The sequence below is a fragment of the Corallincola platygyrae genome (genome assembly GCF_039544265.1).
Classification (GTDB): Bacteria; Pseudomonadota; Gammaproteobacteria; order Enterobacterales; family Neiellaceae; genus Corallincola; species Corallincola platygyrae.
Window position 1 is genome coordinate 99,858 of sequence record NZ_BAABLI010000016.1, and the last position, 17,072, is coordinate 116,929.

16 protein-coding genes are annotated in these 17,072 nt (G+C 49.1%); 5 read left to right on the plus strand and 11 right to left on the minus strand.

Features of this window, described 5'->3' with window-relative positions; all coding sequences use genetic code 11:
- The first annotated feature begins 224 nt into the window (after window positions 1-224).
- Window positions 225-1,145, plus strand: a complete 921-nt coding sequence (gene ylqF / locus ABEA14_RS14475) for a ribosome biogenesis GTPase YlqF (protein ID WP_345340750.1) — start codon at window positions 225-227, stop codon at window positions 1,143-1,145.
- 14 nt (window positions 1,146-1,159) lie between these two features.
- Window positions 1,160-1,453, plus strand: a complete 294-nt coding sequence (locus ABEA14_RS14480; RefSeq protein WP_345340751.1) for a DUF1244 domain-containing protein — start codon at window positions 1,160-1,162, stop codon at window positions 1,451-1,453.
- Between the two features lie 15 nt (window positions 1,454-1,468).
- On the opposite strand, the gene ABEA14_RS14485 is transcribed toward ABEA14_RS14480, so the two are convergent.
- Entirely contained in the window at window positions 1,469-2,641 is a 1,173-nt protein-coding gene (locus tag ABEA14_RS14485) for a cation:proton antiporter domain-containing protein (protein ID WP_345340752.1), read from the minus strand.
- Between the two features lie 286 nt (window positions 2,642-2,927).
- Between ABEA14_RS14485 and ABEA14_RS14490 the strand changes: the two genes are divergently transcribed.
- From ABEA14_RS14490 to ABEA14_RS14500, 3 genes are all read left to right on the plus strand, one after another.
- Entirely contained in the window at window positions 2,928-4,238 is a 1,311-nt protein-coding gene (locus tag ABEA14_RS14490; RefSeq protein ID WP_345340753.1) for a DUF5610 domain-containing protein, read from the plus strand.
- Between the two features lie 110 nt (window positions 4,239-4,348).
- Window positions 4,349-5,263, plus strand: a complete 915-nt coding sequence (locus tag ABEA14_RS14495; RefSeq protein ID WP_345340754.1) for a cation diffusion facilitator family transporter — start codon at window positions 4,349-4,351, stop codon at window positions 5,261-5,263.
- Between the two features lie 198 nt (window positions 5,264-5,461).
- Complete coding sequence (locus tag ABEA14_RS14500; protein WP_345340755.1) at window positions 5,462-7,309, plus strand: alpha-amylase; 1,848 nt, start codon at window positions 5,462-5,464, stop codon at window positions 7,307-7,309.
- A gap of 48 nt (window positions 7,310-7,357) precedes the next feature.
- Here the strand turns inward: ABEA14_RS14500 and ABEA14_RS14505 are convergent, their stop codons facing one another.
- From ABEA14_RS14505 to malZ, 10 genes are all read right to left on the minus strand, one after another.
- A complete protein-coding gene (locus ABEA14_RS14505) occupies window positions 7,358-7,804 on the minus strand; it encodes a phosphate-starvation-inducible PsiE family protein (protein ID WP_345340756.1) in 447 nt (148 codons plus the stop codon).
- 35 nt (window positions 7,805-7,839) lie between these two features.
- On the minus strand, window positions 7,840-8,226 hold the full coding sequence (locus ABEA14_RS14510) for a Na+/H+ antiporter subunit G (RefSeq protein ID WP_345340757.1): 387 nt from the start codon (window positions 8,224-8,226) through the stop codon (window positions 7,840-7,842).
- A 12-nt stretch (window positions 8,227-8,238) separates the two neighbouring features.
- Window positions 8,239-8,508 carry a K+/H+ antiporter subunit F gene (locus ABEA14_RS14515; protein WP_345340758.1) on the minus strand — a complete coding sequence of 90 codons (270 nt, stop codon included), beginning with the start codon at window positions 8,506-8,508 and terminating at the stop codon, window positions 8,239-8,241.
- Entirely contained in the window at window positions 8,502-8,999 is a 498-nt protein-coding gene (locus tag ABEA14_RS14520) for a Na+/H+ antiporter subunit E (protein ID WP_345340759.1), read from the minus strand. Before ABEA14_RS14520 ends, ABEA14_RS14515 begins: the two co-directional genes overlap by 7 nt.
- Complete coding sequence (locus ABEA14_RS14525) at window positions 8,989-10,500, minus strand: monovalent cation/H+ antiporter subunit D (protein WP_345340760.1); 1,512 nt, start codon at window positions 10,498-10,500, stop codon at window positions 8,989-8,991. Before ABEA14_RS14525 ends, ABEA14_RS14520 begins: the two co-directional genes overlap by 11 nt.
- The gene (locus tag ABEA14_RS14530; protein WP_345340761.1) at window positions 10,497-10,862 is read right to left on the minus strand and encodes a Na+/H+ antiporter subunit C; all 366 of its coding nucleotides are present in this window, start codon (window positions 10,860-10,862) and stop codon (window positions 10,497-10,499) included. The genes ABEA14_RS14525 and ABEA14_RS14530 overlap by 4 nt, the downstream gene beginning before the upstream one ends.
- Window positions 10,862-13,654 carry a monovalent cation/H+ antiporter subunit A gene (locus ABEA14_RS14535; RefSeq protein WP_345340762.1) on the minus strand — a complete coding sequence of 931 codons (2,793 nt, stop codon included), beginning with the start codon at window positions 13,652-13,654 and terminating at the stop codon, window positions 10,862-10,864. Before ABEA14_RS14535 ends, ABEA14_RS14530 begins: the two co-directional genes overlap by 1 nt.
- 325 nt (window positions 13,655-13,979) lie before the next feature.
- Window positions 13,980-14,729 (minus strand): RES family NAD+ phosphorylase, encoded by a 750-nt coding sequence (locus ABEA14_RS14540; protein ID WP_345340763.1) that lies wholly within the window; start codon window positions 14,727-14,729, stop codon window positions 13,980-13,982.
- The gene (locus ABEA14_RS14545; RefSeq protein WP_345340764.1) at window positions 14,726-15,079 is read right to left on the minus strand and encodes an MbcA/ParS/Xre antitoxin family protein; all 354 of its coding nucleotides are present in this window, start codon (window positions 15,077-15,079) and stop codon (window positions 14,726-14,728) included. Before ABEA14_RS14545 ends, ABEA14_RS14540 begins: the two co-directional genes overlap by 4 nt.
- A 56-nt stretch (window positions 15,080-15,135) precedes the next feature.
- Window positions 15,136-17,016: a maltodextrin glucosidase gene (gene malZ, locus ABEA14_RS14550; protein WP_345340765.1), complete on the minus strand. Its 1,881-nt coding sequence runs from the start codon at window positions 17,014-17,016 to the stop codon at window positions 15,136-15,138.
- Between the last annotated feature and the right edge of the window lie 56 nt (window positions 17,017-17,072).

Sequence of the window (17,072 nt, forward strand, 5' to 3'; positions counted from 1 at the left end):
CAGGCAATTGAAATCTGCTTTTGTTTTCACGAGGCTGAGAGCTCACAGGGCCAATGGATTTTTTCAGCAATATCTTGAGGGATCACCAAACATGCCTATTTTTCAATTTAGTCTGTAACTCTCTTGGCTGAGCAAAGAATAGCGCAAATGCAGATCTCATTTATATGCATTGCAGGTTAAACTAGCGGTCTTCTCTAATAGTGAGCTTTTAATAGGTAAAACAGATGGCTGTTCAATGGTATCCGGGTCACATGCACAAGGCGCAGAAAGAGATCGCCGAGATCATGCCGCAAATCGATATGATCATCGAAGTGCTCGATGCACGTATTCCATATAGCAGTAGCAACCCTATGATCACTAAACTCCGCGGTGATAAGCCGGTCATTAAGCTTCTTAATAAGCGTGATTTGGCTGATCCTGACCTGACCTCTCGGTGGGTTGATTTTCTTGAGCAGGAGACGGGTGTAAGAGCGCTTCCGGTCACCACACAACAGCCTGCAGAGGTTAAAGCCCTGATAGAGACATGCCGTAAATTAGTGCCTCACCGAGATCAGATGGGTAAAAATATTCGTGCCATCATCATGGGCATACCGAACGTGGGTAAGTCCACCACCATTAACCTGCTAGCCGGTCGCATTATTGCTAAGACGGGTAATGAACCTGCAGTTACCAAGGCTCAGCAGCGTATTAATCTGCAAAATGGCGTGGTGCTTACCGACACACCGGGAATGCTGTGGCCTAAGGTTGAGAACGAAAACAGCGGTTATCGTTTAGCTGTCACAGGTGCTGTAAAAGACACTGCCATCGAGTCAGATGATGTCGGCATGTTTGCGGCGGATTATTTATTGGAAGCTTATCCAACGTTGATTCAGAAACGCTATGGTATAGACCAACTGCCTCAAACTGGCTGGGACCTACTTGAAGAGATTGGTCGCCGCCGGGGATGTTTGCGCTCAGGTGGCAAGGTAGAGATGAATAAAGCCGCCGATCTGTTGCTCCATGAACTGCGTGCTGGCACTGTCGGTAAGATCACGATGGAAACACCGGAAATGGTGACGGCAGAAGAAGCTGAGGTAGAGCGAGTTCGGGCTGAAAAGGCTGATAAAAAGGCACAACGCAAGGCCAAGTTTAAAGGGCGCAGATAACGCAGGGGAGAAATGTGGACGTGAATACAGAAATTGAAGCGGCGGTACTTCGTCGTTTACTTGATCATCTGGACAGTCGAAAAGATGTCCAGAATATTGAACTGATGAATTTAGCTGGCTTTTGCCGCAACTGCCTGTCGAAATGGATGATGGCTGAAGCTGAATCACGTGGTGTGGGCATGGACTATGACCAGGCAAGAGAAGCGGTTTATGGGATGCCATACAGCGAATGGAAAGAGAAGCACCAAAAACCGGCTACGCCGGAACAACTCGCTAAGTTTGAAGCGTTGCAACAGGGTCAAGACTGACCCGTTAATGCTGGTTCAGTCTCTACGCAACTTGGGTTTGCTTGAAATTGGTGTTGGATACCGTTTCACAACCCAGTAGGTAGAGAAGATAAAAGTAGCAATGGTGGCCGACTGAATCAGGGTGGCCCCTTGCTGTGATAACACACCGCTTGAGAGTGCTGAGAATGCTACCAGCATAGAAAACTCGCTGGCCTGTCCCAGTCTCACGCCCAATTGTTGTGATATTGGCAAAGATTCACCTGAGCGCAGAAACGCATGTTTAAAGCTGAGCGCTTTAAGGCCAACCAGCACCACACCAAAGCAAAAGCCAGATAACATGAGGAAGGGCGCCATGGTGGCATCAAACTCTGCGCCGATGGCAAAGAAGAACAGGATAAGGAAAAACTCTCGCAGTGGTTTAAGGTGTTCAGCAATTGCCATCGCCACCTGACTTACCGCAATAGACAATCCTGCGATAAATGCCCCCATCTCATATGAAAGGCCAATCTGGTGAGCTGTCTCCGCCCAAAGTAAGCACCAGGCGAGCGTTGTAACGAAGGTGTACTCTTGGATCACATCGAAACGCCGGAACAACGGCAATACGATAAAACGTACGCCTGCAAATGCCAGTACGGCCATCACGGCCAATTTCACTAATAGCAGTCCGAAAGTGAACACCATGCCTTCGCCACTGTCGACATTGAGAAACAGGATCACCATAATCGCGAGAATATCCTGCATCAGCAGCACGCTGGTCATCACCTCACCTATGTGCTTGTGATGCAATGCGGTTGTGGGGATAAGTTTCAGTCCAATAACCGTGCTTGAGAACATCAGGGCTGCGCCTATCACCAAAGCCTCTTTTATTGCCATGCCCATACCGAGCGCAAACAAGAAGCTGGCGGAGAAAAACAGCAGAGACGTGCCTAAGGTTACCAGCGCGGTTTTTTGAAACAGTAACAGGAGCTTTCTTGGTTGCAGGTGCAGACCAAGCAGAAATAGCAGCAGGATAACGCCGACGTGGGAGATCTGTTCAATGTTATTGGCATCGGGGAACAGGTCGAAACCTGAAGGGCCAATCATAATTCCGGCAAAAATATAGGCGAGAATAATAGGCTGTCGGGCATAGAGAAATGCCGTACCAATGATCGCGGCGCTGACCACAATCATGGATAGCTGTATCACAATGGCATCTGCACTTATCTGCATGGCTGACCCCGCCTTTTTTATGGCAGCAACACCTGAACCTTGCTCACCACATCCTTATTTACTGAGCATACCCGCAAACATAGGGTGATGTGAATCATGCTTTTTACCCAGACACTACTCATTTTGCATCAACAGCGAGAAATAAAAGCATTTAGCATCAGTTAGTTAGACAAATAACAAAAAAAGGCTAAAGATTGTACAAATCTTTCCGATAACCTACGTGTACAGTTGCGTACAGAGTTTAAGCAAGGGTGAAAGGCCTTTGCATGCGTAGAAGGCGTTAACCATGAATAAAATCCCTGACATGATCAATCTGCTGCGTCCGCAGCCTGGACAGGCTAATCGTCCCGGCCAGTCTATTGCAGATAACTTGGGTGGAGCTAAGTCCATGCCAGGGCTCGTATCGTCTCAGCCTGGCGAGTCAGTTAGCCTTCGCTCGCCATTCCAAGTTGCAATGCGTTCGCTGTCGGATGCCGTTTTCCGTAACTTGCCGATGGCCAATTCAACTTCAGCAAGTGAGCCTGCTGATGTTGAAGATACCGGTGGATTTGATTTTGAATTGGTTGCGAACAATGTCACCTCCTACATTGAAAAAGCTGTGATGCAGGCCAAAGAGCGTGGTGAAAGCGACGAGTATCTGCAGGATATGATGCAGCAGGCTTATGCTGGCGTTGAGCAGGGATTTGGCGAAGCCAAAGACGAACTGGAAGAGATGGGCATGATGAGCGAAGAGCTCAACAATGGCATAGACAAGAGCTATGACATGATTCAAAACCGTCTTGGTGAGTTTGAACAAGAGCTGTTTGGTGTGCCAGCGGAAGCTGGTCCACAAGTTGAAGTAACCAGAAGCAGCAGTACTCAGAGTTATAGCTCTGGTGGCGATTTCTCAGGTGCACAGCTGGTTGGACAGTCCGCTTCTTATCGCATTGAAAATAGTGCCTCTTTAGAGCTGATGACTCAGGAAGGTGACAAGATCTCTATCAGCTTTGATGCTCTCCAGGCCAGCTCGCTGGGTATGGGATACGCCTCCAATGACAATGGTGAAGCGCTGATTTCGAGCTATAGCAACGAACAGTCATTTGGCTTCTCCTTCTCTGTTGAAGGAGATTTAAGTGAAGATGAGCTCGCCGCTATCACCGATTTTATCAATCAGGTCGCGGGTGTCGCTGATGCCTTTTTTGCGGGAGATTTCGATGCGGCGTTTGATAAAGCCAATGAGCTAGGTTTTGATGACTCGCAGATAGCCTCTTTCTCAATGAACCTTGAACAAACTCAAACTGTTGCCGTGGCCAAGGTGTATCAACAGGTTCAGGACCAGCCAGCTTCAGACCGAGGCCCCACCCGCAGCGGTGAATCTCTTTATGATGTGATGGAGCCGCTGAGTGAATACATCAAACAGTTTAAAGAACTGATTGAGCAGAGTGAAAGTCTGTTTAATGAGCGGGAAGATGATGCAACTGATTCGATAGATCAGATAGCTGAGAAAATTCTGCCATTCTTACGTCCTGAAGATGAGCAAGCTGCAGAAAGGTTCCAATCTTTCAATCAACGACTGCTGGATGCCATTGCCAAGCTTGAAGGCAATGAGCAGGCTTGAATTCAGAGATGAATGACTCCATTTGGAAGCGGCTTAGGCCGCTTTCTTTTTGCCTGACAAAAAGGTGAAATTAGTGCGCAATAAATGTATTCCCACAAATAGGAGGATGTATGGCGCTAAGCCATGAAAGCAGTACAGAGCAGCTATCGCTGCGGATCTCGCTTTATGCAACAATCGCAATGGTTGTTTTAGGTATCAGCTTCGGTCTTTGGACTGGTTCGTTTGCCATCTTTCTTGATGGTCTCTTCTCACTTTTTTCTACCGCAATGACAGGCCTTGGTCTGATCACCAGCTATCTTCTGACCCGCAACGAAGATAGACGTTTTCAATTTGGATACGCTTACATTGAGCCGTTAGCCACCGCTATCAATGGTACTGCCATCTTAGTGATGTGTTTGGGGGCCGGCGGTTATGCGATTTTCAGTTTATATACTGGTGGCCAGAGTGTGGCGATGGGCGTTGGATTGATCTATGCCCTTTGCAGCAGCTTACTGTGCTGGAGTTGCTGTGGATTTATGCGCCGTCAGGCGTCACGAAGTAATTCTTTACTATTGGATGTCGATAGCCAGGAATGGTTTGTCGACGCAATGCTCAGTAGTGTCGTTTTATTGGGATTCGTTTTGGGGTATCTACTCTCGTCCGCAGGGATTAGCTCGGTACTGCCCTATATCGACCCCGTTTTGACTCTTTTACTCAGCAGTGCAGCAATGGTTATGCCGATCCGGGTACTCTCTCGCAGTATCAAAGATATTGTCTCGATTGCTCCTGATAATGAGTTCTCTCGTGGCGTTCCTCCCAAATTGGCAACAATTAAACGCGAGTTTGCGCTTAAAGGTTACCGTCACTATTTGTCACGATCCGGGCGACGGTATGACTTGGAAATCAATTTTTTGGTTGATAGCGGTAATGCACCCAACTTACACACACAAGACCGAATTAGGCATAGGTTGTGGCAACAATTCTCCCAAGAAGAAGAGGACTTGTGGCTAACCATCAGCTTCACCGTTAATCCAAAGTGGTTGTAATCAGATTGAGCCTGCACGATTTTTCATCGTTTCTAACGAAATAAAAAATTTTGGGTGAGTTATCCGGGAGTCTCCATTATTTGACTCAAACAGTATCTGTGAGCGTTAACTTCATGTTAGTTTTGCTGGATTGACTTAATTTTTTAACTTAAACGTAGATTTTCTGCTGTCTTAAAATCATTAATCGGGAATAAGGATATGATGCACCGGCTAAAATATGGGGCGCTTGCTTCCGCGCTAACGCTTACCCTTGCAGCTTGTGGTACTACAGATAACGGGGTTGCTACTTCGACTGGGCCAGTTGTTTCGGGAGCAGGGAGTGTGGCTGCCGCTAACTGTGCTGTATGGAACGGGCAACCAGTGACTGTTGATGTCTCTAAAGCATTCAGTGACGGTGAAGTTGTTCGGGATTTCTACTCCGGTGCGGAAACCACAGTCCGAAATGGCTCAGTTACCTTTACCCCAGCCAAAGGAAGTGAAGGGCTTTTGCTGCTTGAGCGCGTGGAGCATAAGCCAAGTGAATTCAGCTGGGACAACGCTAATGTTTACTTCGTCATCACAGACCGCTTTGAAAACGGCGAACCCAGCAATGACCAAAGCTATGGCCGTAAGCCAGATGGCATGCAGGAGATTGGTACATTCCATGGTGGTGATTTGAAAGGCTTAGTGAATAAGCTGGACCATATCGCCTCTCTTGGTACTAACGCTATTTGGATCACTGCACCATATGAACAGGTCCATGGGTGGACCGGTGGTGGTATCCGTGGTGACTTTAAGCACTACGCATATCATGGCTATTACGCCATGGACTACACCAAAGTTGACGCCAATATGGGAACGGAAGAGGACTTCCGCAACTTCGTTGATGCTGCCCACAAGCGCGGCATTCGCGTTGTGATGGATATCGTCATGAATCACCCTGGTTATGCAACGCTCGCCGATATGCAGGAGTTCCAGTTCGGTAAAATGCGCGCCACGGTGAAATCCACTGAAGAGGTGTTAGGTGTAGAGAAGTATTGGACAGACTGGGAGCCACCGAAAGGTAAGAATTACCATCACTTCAATCGCCACATTAATTACGAAAGTAGTGTGTGGTCCAACTGGTGGGGTCCTAATTGGATCCGCGCGGGTATTGCAGGATACGATCAGCCAGGCCAGAGTGAACAGAAAATGTCGCTGGCTTATCTGCCTGACTTTAAGACCGAATCAACCTATGAGTCTGGGCTTCCTAACTTCTATAAAAACAAGCCAGACACGAAAGCTGTCGAGATCCCCGGATATACACCTCGCCAATACTTGGTGAAGTGGCTATCTGACTGGGTTCGCGAATACGGTGTTGATGGTTTCCGTATCGATACTGCCAAACACGTTGAAATGGATGCGTGGGCAGAGCTTAAAGCTGCGGGTACCGAAGCGCTGGCTGAGTGGAAAGCAAATAACCCGGACAAGAAATTGGATGACTTGCCATTCTGGACTACGGGTGAAGTTTGGGGGCATGGTGTAAGTAAGTCTGGCTATTTTAGCCATGGCAAAATGGACTCAATCATTAACTTTACTTACCAGTCTGATGAAGCCAGCAAGGCGATGGATTGTTTCAGTAACGCTGAATCGACATTCAGCCGTTATGCAGGCAAGGTCAATAACGACACTCAGTTTAACGTGTTGAGTTACCTCAGCTCCCACGATACTCAACTCTTCTTCCACAAAAATGCAAAGAACGATCTGACTAAATACAAGCGTATTGCAGCCCCATTTCTATTATTGCCGGGCGGCGTTCAGGTCTACTATGGCGATGAAACTGCACGTCCCTATGGCCCTACAGGTTCAGACAAACATCAGGGAACCCGCTCTGATATGAACTGGGAACAAATTACCGGTGAGCGAGCAGAGCTGCTTGAGCACTGGCAGAAAGTGGGTCAGTTCCGCCAGCGTCACTATGCTATTGGTGCAGGTAGCCATGAAAAGATTAGCGACGCGCCATACGCGTTTATGCGTTATGCCGGTGACGATGCCGCGGTTGTTGTGTTTGCAGGGCAAGAGCAATAATTGTTAGTTTGCAGATAAGCGCAAAAAAGCCGCCAATTGGCGGCTTTTTTATTGCCCATCCATCTGCTCTTTTTTCGGGATCTTGTTGGTGAGCCAGTAAGCGACTGCTGCCGCAAGAAAGACGATACCTATGGCTGCGGTGTATTCGGGAGTCAACTTATCAGGGTCGAGAATAATAACCTTTCGGGCGATCGCCATCAGCGCAGTGGCTATAACAATCCTGACGTGAATAACGTCGTCTCTGAGATAGACAGTGATGTTGATAAAGATCTCGATGGCGATCAACACGGCCATAAAGGCACCGAAAGTGGCCAACATATCGGAGATCGTGAGAATGAACTCTGGAGGGGTGGTCATTTTTTGATACAGCGTCCACGCTACATCAATCACCCCCATCACAATGACAAACACCATCAAAATGGCCAGTAGCTTTACTGACCAATGAATGATGACTTGTAACCTGCGTATTAATAGATCGTCCTTGTCTAGCTTCACCCGCCACCTCTAAAAAATGACAAAAACCTACTAAATTAGTCAACTATTTTCGTGCTAGGTTCACTCTTTGGGTTCAATTGTTGCCTGGCTTCCTCTGCACGGGCATGGCTTTTCTCATCTCCGACCATTTTAACACGGTGGTGCAGGGCGGCTTTTCCCAGTAAATGCGCCGCAACAGGGGCGGTCATAAACAGGAACATGGTGATGAGTATCTCTTTGATCGCCAGCTCTCCGCTTTTGAAGGTGAACATCAGCAGCGATGCGACCAACATAGATCCAATGCCCAGGGTCGTTGCTTTGGTTGGTGCATGTAGCCGGGTAAAAAAATCCGGCAGGCGAGCCAGTCCAATCGACCCCATCAGTACAAAAAAAGCACCTATCAAAAGTAGGACAGACGCCGTTACTTCAATCCAATATGGCATAAACAATGTCCTCTATTCGATAATATCGCCGCGCAGCAGGTACTTACAGAATGCTGCTGTACTGATAAATCCAAGCAGGGCGATAAGTAGGGCTCCCTCGAAGTAAAGTGGAGAACCTCTGTACATCCCCAACAGTAAGATCAGCGCGATGCTGTTGATGTACATGGTATCGACCGCAATGATTCTATCAGGCGTGTTTGGTCCAATAATCAAGCGCCAGCAATTGAGCGCCAAGGCCACCATCACAGCGATGCTGGCAATGATAATACTGATGCTTAACATCCAAATACCTCCTTCAGCGGTGCTTCATAGCGCTGCTTAATATGGGCGACCATGGCCTGCTCATCTTCGATATGGAGCGCGTGCACATACAACCACTTTTGATCTTCAGAAAACTCAACGCTGACGGTACCAGGCGTAAGCGATATGGTGCTGGTTAGCAGGGTCTTTGGTAGCTCGCCTTCAAGGTCCAACGGCACCAGAATAAACCCAGGCTTGAGGTTTTTAATCGGACCTAAAACCAGCTTCACCATCTCAATATTTGAGATAACAATGTCCAGCAGCACCACAAAGAAGTACTTGAAAGCCAACAGAGGTTTTTTCGCCATCGGCTCGTCGGCACTGAGCGGTGCAACCAATAGTGGGATACCCAGTGCTAAAAAAGCACCCAATACCATATGGCCAGCAGAGAAGTCGTTAAGCATCAACCAAACCAGCCACAGCATTAGGCTGTGAAAAGGCGTGGGCAGCCATTTGAGGCGTTTAGTACTCATTATTCACCCCCATAGGTAACTGAATGCCATGGTACAGCTGATTAGCTGCCTGTTCGGTCATTTCGGTAATGGGGCCACCAAACACCACTAGCAGTGGAAAACAGAGCAGCAGTAAGGCAATGGCAGCTTTCTTTTGTATTGCAACAGGTTCCGCTGGGCTTGGCGTACCTTGGTCGCGCCAGAATAGCGTGGTACCTGCACGTGCCAGTGTCACCAGCGAAATTAGACCTGCTATCAACAGTCCACTCCAAAACCAAGCAACATGGTCTTCAGCAACGGTTGATTTCAACAATAGTGCTTTGCCTACAAAGCCAGAAAATGGCGGCATACCAATGACTGCCAATGCAGCAATAAAAAAGCAGATACCAATAAAAGCTGGGTTAGCCATCTTACGAGCCGTTACAAACCTGTCTTCCGCTTTGCCTCGCATCTCGACGATAACACCTGCAATTAGGAAGAGAGCTCCGCCCACTAAGGTACTGTGGATCAGGTAATAGAGGGCGGCAGCCGTGGTCTGCTCAGTATTGAACGCCACTGCCATCAATAGCGTGCCAACAGAGACAATGATCAGGTTAGCGACCAAGGTGCGTAATCCTTGGCTCGCCAGAATGCCTAAGCAACCTAGCGCCAGCGTCATAAACGCCAGTGGCCACAACCAAGGTTGTGCCATGTTTGCCAACTCTCCGGCGTTTACGCCGAATATGACGCCATGGATGCGCCAAATACTGTAGATACCGACTTTGGTCATCACCGCAAAAAGGGCTGCCACTGCGGGGGTTGCTGCGCTGTAGGTACGAGGCAGCCAGAAATGCAGCGGTAACAGCGCTGCTTTTAAACCAAAGATCGCCAGTAGTAACAGGCCGCCCGCTTTGACCAAAGGTAGGTTCTCGGGAGACACATCTGAAACCGCACGTGCCATGTCAACGAAGTTGAGAGTGCCTAAGGTGCCATACAGGGTTCCCAGAGCAAACAGGAACAAGGTGGAGCCAATCAGATTGAGGAATACATAGTGCAGGTTCGCTTGAGTTCGTTGTTTACCACCGCCATGAATCATCAATGCATAGCTGGCGATAAGCAGGATCTCGAAGAAGACGAACATGTTAAAGGCGTCACCGGTCAAAAACGCACCGTTAATTCCCATAACCTGGAACATGAAAATAGGGTGGAAAAAGCTCCCTTTCACGTCGTCACCAGCACAGGCGTATAGGTGCGCGGCAAGAGCTAAAACACCCGTTAGCAGTACGATCATCACGGCCATGAGGTCAGCAATAAATGCAATACCAAAAGGCGCTTGCCAATTACCCAGCGCATAGACCTGGATGCCATCAGATTGCACTGTCAGCAGTAGCCACACCGTCGTCCCGATTGATAGCAGGTGAGCGATTATCACAGCGATTCGTTGGCGCCCCAACTGCCCTCGCAGCGGAGGAAGTAGTAACAAAATGGCGCTGATAAATGGGATCAGAACCGGTAGTACTGGGAGGTGATTCAGTAAGTTCATTTCACCTCCTTCTGGGCTAAGTTTCTCGTCAACGGATCTTGTGGCTCTTCACCATCAACATGGTCATTACCCATGTCTGCGCGGCCTCGCATCGCCAAAATGACTGCAAATGCCGTCATCGCAAAGCCAATTACAATGGCGGTCAGTACTAGTGCTTGTGGCAGCGGGTCAGCATATTGTTGAGACTGGCCAAGAATAACCGCGCCATCCAGAGTCAGGCCACCGCTGGCAAACAGAAACAGGTTAACGGCGTAGGAGCACATCAACAGCCCCATTACCAGCGTAAAGGTGTGGCCTCGGAGCATCATAAAGATGCCACAGGCTGTCATTAAGCCTACACAGGCAGCATATATCGCTTCCATTAGTGCTCCTCGTCCAGTCGTTCATTGGTGGTCAACTTGCCCAGATAGGCCAGTATCATCATGGTGGCGCCAACAACCGTCAGGTAAACACCCAGGTCGAAGATCATGGCGCTGGCCAGTTCGAACTTTCCTACCACAGGTAGGGTGAAGTAATCGAACCAACTGGTCAGGAACGGCCGTTCAAAGAACCAGCTGCCGACACCGCTTGCTACGGCGATCAGCAGGCCTACGGCGACGACGCCTTGGTAGTTGACGATTCTGACGCGCTTCATCATCCAGTCCACACCGTGAGCCAGATATTGCAGGATTAATGCTACGGCTGTTACCAATCCGGCAATAAAGCCGCCACCAGGCAGGTTATGTCCGCGGAGGAAGATATAAGCTGATACAAGCAAAGAGAGTGGTAACAGGCTTTGCGACACAACAGACAAAATCATTGGATGTTTATCTTTGGCCCAAGGGCGATTTGCCATGTCTTTGGTGGGCATGTATAGGGTCATGCCAGCCAGTAGTTTATAAATTCCCAACGCGGCAATACCGAGTACTGCGATTTCGCCCATAGTGTCAAAACCGCGGAAATCGACCAGGATGACATTTACAACATTGGTGCCACCACCACCACTCTTTGAGTTCTCCACAAAGAAGCTGGAGATGGAATCAAGTGGCCGGGTCAACAAGGCATAACAGATGGTACCCACGACACTGCCTATCAAAGCGGCAATGCTCAAGTCACGCACGATATGGCTAGGTGGGGTTCGATCCATCGGCGTTTGCTGCGGCAGGAAAAACAGTGCCAACAACAACAGAATAATGGTCACAACTTCTACCGACAGCTGAGTCAGAGCCAAATCGGGTGCCGAGAAGTAGGCAAAACCTACGGAAACAATCACGCCGACTAACGAAAGCATGAGTAGCGCCACGATCCGCTTGTGGCTCCAGATAACCGTCGCAATGGAACCGATCGCAATCAGTATCGCACCGGTTATGACCAGACTATTTGCGGGTGTGGTTTTTGCTCCTGTCGCGATATCAAGTGTTAGCAGTGGCATCCCGGCGAGAAACAGTGCAAACAGGATCAGTAGAAATGCGTAACGCTGAAAAGAGCCATTTTCCAGCTTCAAGAGCAGTCGACGAGACATCTGCATAATGTCTATCAGCGTGTTGTGAAACACGACTTTGGCGTCGACTTCAGGGAACTTAGACTGAAAACGGAACAAACTGCGTCGGTTGTAGTAGAGCGCACCACCACCAACAATCGCAGCGACACTCATCATCAGTGGAATGTTGATACCGTGCCAAAGCGACAGGCTGTATTCCGGCAGTGGCGCATTCAACACTGACAGTGATGCGGTATTGAGCAGTTCGCCCACAGTAAACGCGGGGAACATCCCCACCAACAAACAGATGCCAACCAATACCTCAACCGGCACACGCATATAGCGCGGCGGTTCGTGAGGTGTCTTTGGAATATCTTTGGGCTCACCATTAAAGAACACATCGTGAATAAAGCGCAGAGAGTAGGCGACTGCGAACGCGCCACCCAAAGTCGCAAGTACCGGCACTAACCAGGACAGCGCGCCCAATGTGCTTTGCTCAAGGGTTTCCGCGAAGAACATCTCTTTGGATAGGAAGCCGTTTAACAGGGGGACGCCCGCCATGGATGCAGCCGCCACCATTGCCAATGTGGCGGTGATAGGCATGTATTTCCACAAGCCATTAATTAAGCGCATATCCCGCGAACCACATTCATGGTCGATGATGCCCGCCGCCATAAACAGCGAAGCTTTAAATACCGCATGGTTGATGATGTGGAACACCGCGGCAATCGCGGCTAGCTCAGTATTCAAGCCGAACAGTAGGGTGATAAGTCCGAGATGACTGATAGTTGAATAAGCCAGTAGCCCCTTTAAGTCGTGTTTAAAGACGGCAATATATGCCCCTACTAGCAGGGTTGTCAGGCCGGTGAGAGTGACCAAAAGGAACCAAAGTTCCGTGTCAGCCAGTACAGGATAAAAACGTGCAAGCAGGAATACACCGGCTTTCACCATGGTGGCCGAGTGCAGATAAGCACTCACTGGCGTGGGTGCTGCCATAGCATGTGGCAGCCAGAAGTGGAATGGGAACTGGGCCGATTTAGTAAAGGCACCCAGTAGCATCAGTCCCAATATCACAGGGTACAGCTCATGTTGTCGAATTAAGTCACCGCTATTGAGCACGGTGGTTAGCTCGTAGCTTCCAACCACGTTCCCAATCAACAACAAACCTGCGAGTAGCGCTAGACCGCCCGCTCCCGTGATGGCCAACGCCATCCGTGCACCTTTTCGTGCTTCACTCTTATGGCCCCAATAGCTGATAAGCAGGAAAGAGCTGACACTAGTGAGCTCCCAAAAGAACCACAATTGAATCAGGTTGTTGGAGAGCACCACACCGAGCATGGCGGTCATAAATAGGATCAGGTAGCTGTAGAATCTCCCTGCGGCTTCTTTTGCCGACAGGTAGTACCTGGCATAGAGGATCACCAACAGGCCAATACCCAAGATGAGAAGGCTGAATAGCAAGCCCAAACCATCCAGATGAAATGCCAAATCAAGGCCCAAGCTAGGGATCCAACTGAGACTTGCGGTGACGGAGTCGCCATCGAACACGGTTGGCGCCATTGCCAATACCAGCATCAATGCTATGGCAGGCAATATGGCCGTGGCTGTTGCCAAGGCACTGCGACTCCAACGCTCGGTAAAGAGCGGCACTAAAGTGCCCAGCAGAGGCAATAATGGAACCAGGAACAGACTCATAAATGATCGGTGCTCCAATACAAATGCGAATAAAAATTTTTAACCATAATAGTTAGTTAGATAGCGCCATGCTAGAGCTCATATCAGTGTAGTTGGTCAGAATGACGATTTATCTTATCCAAGGGAAAAAGCTAACTCATTGTTTTATCAACATCCTGATAAGGTTTTCGATATGAACCCTGTAAAGGGCTAAAGTTCGCTAAAAGTGAACCTAACAGTCAACAACTATGACGAAAAACAAGAACATTGCCGCTATCTTCGAAAATGGTTGACAGGCTATTGGTATATTAGTGTCCTGTTTCTACCTTTGCTCGATCAAAACGAATCACTGAGCAGGCAGTGGCAGTTGACCTTCAACGATAAACGCTTCCAGCAGATAGCAGCTTATCTCTGGCATATCAAACTGATTCGGCGTGCTGTGAAACTGCACGCGCTGCCCATCAACGAAACAGATCATAGGCCACTGGCTGCAGGGCGAGGTTTCTGAAAATACCTGACCAGTCAGCAGAGCAATATTACGTCCCTTTGCCGGGTCTCTGGCAGAGGTATAAATAATAGCTTCTGCCCCTTGCTCTCTTGCTTCAGCTCCCAGTCTTTGGGTGTGAAGATAATTACCGGGGTGGGTCCAATCTGGTTGCCGCGCTAAATAAGGTTCTGACGTTAAATTGATAACTTTGTCAGAGGCGAAAGTGGCGGTAAATGCTGAGTGTTGTGAGCGAATAGGGTTTGGGGGCGGCACCTCCATACTATGCCAGAACAGCAGCCGATAATAAGCGGTCTCAGCTTGGGCTGTGGTTGCTTGCAGGGCACCATAAAACAGGCTGGGTTCAAATTTTGTTCCGAAACGAGAGCCCCAGTTCAGCGGCGGATACCTAAATGAGGTGGCTAGCAGGTAATGCAAGTGGCGGGCATGTTCCGGGATCGGCGGTTTTGCCTCTTCCAGGAGCTGTTCAAGAAGGTGTTGCTCTTCCAGATCATCAACCAGGTGTGTGGTGGCGATCTGTTGCTGGCTTTCGACGATCCTTATCAATTTGCCGCTGGCACTCACCAGCGACAACTCCTCAGGGTTTTTCATCCACGCCCTCGCATAGCATCAAGAAACTCAGTTACCTGCACCAGCCCCTGCACATTTTTAATTGCTTCGGCCGGTGTTGCTGACAGCATGTGATTAGGCGTATTCATAAAGTGCTGCATATTGGCCACATCACCTCCCATCAGAGCATATAAGCTTCGATAACATCTGATCAGAAGCGCAGAGAGCTGACCAGGCTTACTTTCAATGCTGATACCGCTACGGCTGATCGCACTGCGATCTTTGCCTATTACCGTAGACAGATCTGATTGAGACAGACCCAGCTGCTTGGCTGCGTTCTTTACCGCTTTGGCAAGTACATGATCAGGAGACGCATTGGCGATAGCTGACATGGGGAACTCCTTTGTTGCATATGCACATTATTGCTTATAATCGTGCAAAAGCAACTTTAATCATGTCGCCAGTCTTGGAAAAATTGCTGAATGTTGATGCTGAGTATCTCACCGCCCTTAGCATCCAAGAACAGCTCCACTTTGCCTTGCTCTATTCGCTGAGTCTGGCCCGTAAAAAGTGAGGTTGCATCCCCGTCGGTAACCAAGGGGAACAGATCTACAAGCAGCTGCCTGGATTCAACATCATTTCGGTTAATGCCAGATATGATCAGGCTGTGCTGGTCGATTCGTGCAAACAGATAGCAATCCTGCTCTGCCATTAGCGGCAGAAAACCGCCCTGGCGCAAAGCGGGGTGTGCTAAACGCAGCCGGATCATTTGTTGGTAATAACCATACCAAGGGTTTTCCGTGTGATAGACGCCTGATTCAACCTCGAGTTCAGACCAGGGCAGAGTGCGTCGACCAGTGATCTCATTGTCTGCTGAAAGGCCCAGTTCATCACCGTAAAGAAGACAGGGCATGCCGGGGTAGGTAAACAGCATCTGTATTCCCAATTTTACTTTGCTCTCATCATGGCCGCATAACGAAATAAAGCGGGCGGTGTCGGTACCATTGAGCAGGTTTAGCTGGCTAAGCTGATGATTGATACTGTTTTGCATCCGGCTCAATTTCAGCCAGGTTTCCATATCTGATGCGTCGGTAGTTATCTGCTCGCCCGCTACATCTTTGCCGGTAAGAAATGCCCACAGGGGCAGGGTGAATCCAAAGTAATTCATTACCCCGTCTTCGGCGCCACTCTGCAGCCATGCGGATGCGTCCCCCCAATGTTCGCCAATCAAGCAAGCGTCTGGTTTGTTATGACGAATGGCGTCTCCCATGGCTTTGACCAGTTCTGCATTGCCCTCTGCACTCTCGCCACGACCTATCATTTGAGCCACATCCAACCGCCAGCCATCAATTTCGTAAGGTGGTTTTAACCAACGGATAAGGGCGCTGCCCTGTTGACGAAAGATGAGATCGCATAACTTATCACTATGGTAATTGAGAACCGGTAGTGAGCGATGACCTTTCCAATCGACATAACTTTCCGCTTCATCGCTGTGGAAGGTATAGAACTCTCTGAATAGAGAGGTTGGCGATTGGTAAGCGCCGTTTGTGGGATGTTTGCCCCAGCGGTTAAACCAAGGATGATTGTCCCCAGTATGGTTTACGACAGCGTCCAGCATGATCTTCATGCCTCGCTGATGAAGCGACTCACAAAGGCTTGCAAATGCACCATTGCCACCCAGGTGAGGGGCAACCGTGTCGTAAGAGTCTGGGTTGTACTTGTGTACGCTTGCGCTGGTAAATATGGGATTTAGCGAGAGTGCCGTGATCCCCATTTGCTGCAGGTAATCCAGCCTATCTTCGATACCCTTTAAATCACCCCCATAAAACTCCAACCCGGGACGATTCTGACCTGGAACATGCTCCCAGGGTAGCGCTTTGACCGGAAGCCCCTGGTACTCAAACTCACCGCTTTTGACATTGGTCTCCGGATCGCCACAGGCAAAGCGATCAGGGAAGATCTGATACCAGACCTGCTCTCTCATCCAATGAGCTGGCCCAGCGTTATGCAGGTACCTGAATTGCAGTTGTCTTGCCGGCGGGTGCGGCGTCTCGCCAGCCGCAGAAAGCCAAACTAGCCGGCTTCCTTGCAGGCATTTGAAGCTGTATAGGTTGAGTGAAGCGGCCGGGTTCAGAGGTAACAAACCATGCCATAAGGTACCGTTTGGCAAGGACTTAGGAGATAGTTCCACAAGGTACTCTTCGTTATTGGGCTCTGCGCGGAGCCAAACTTTCGACAAGACCTGACGACTAAAAAGGCGAATGATGGCCTGGTCGATATCAGTTTCAACGAATGGGGCAATTTCTACGTGCAGCAGTGATGGGAGCATGGGATATCTACCTACGTAATCGTCTCACTCCGAATGCTATTGCGGTTCACAGGGCG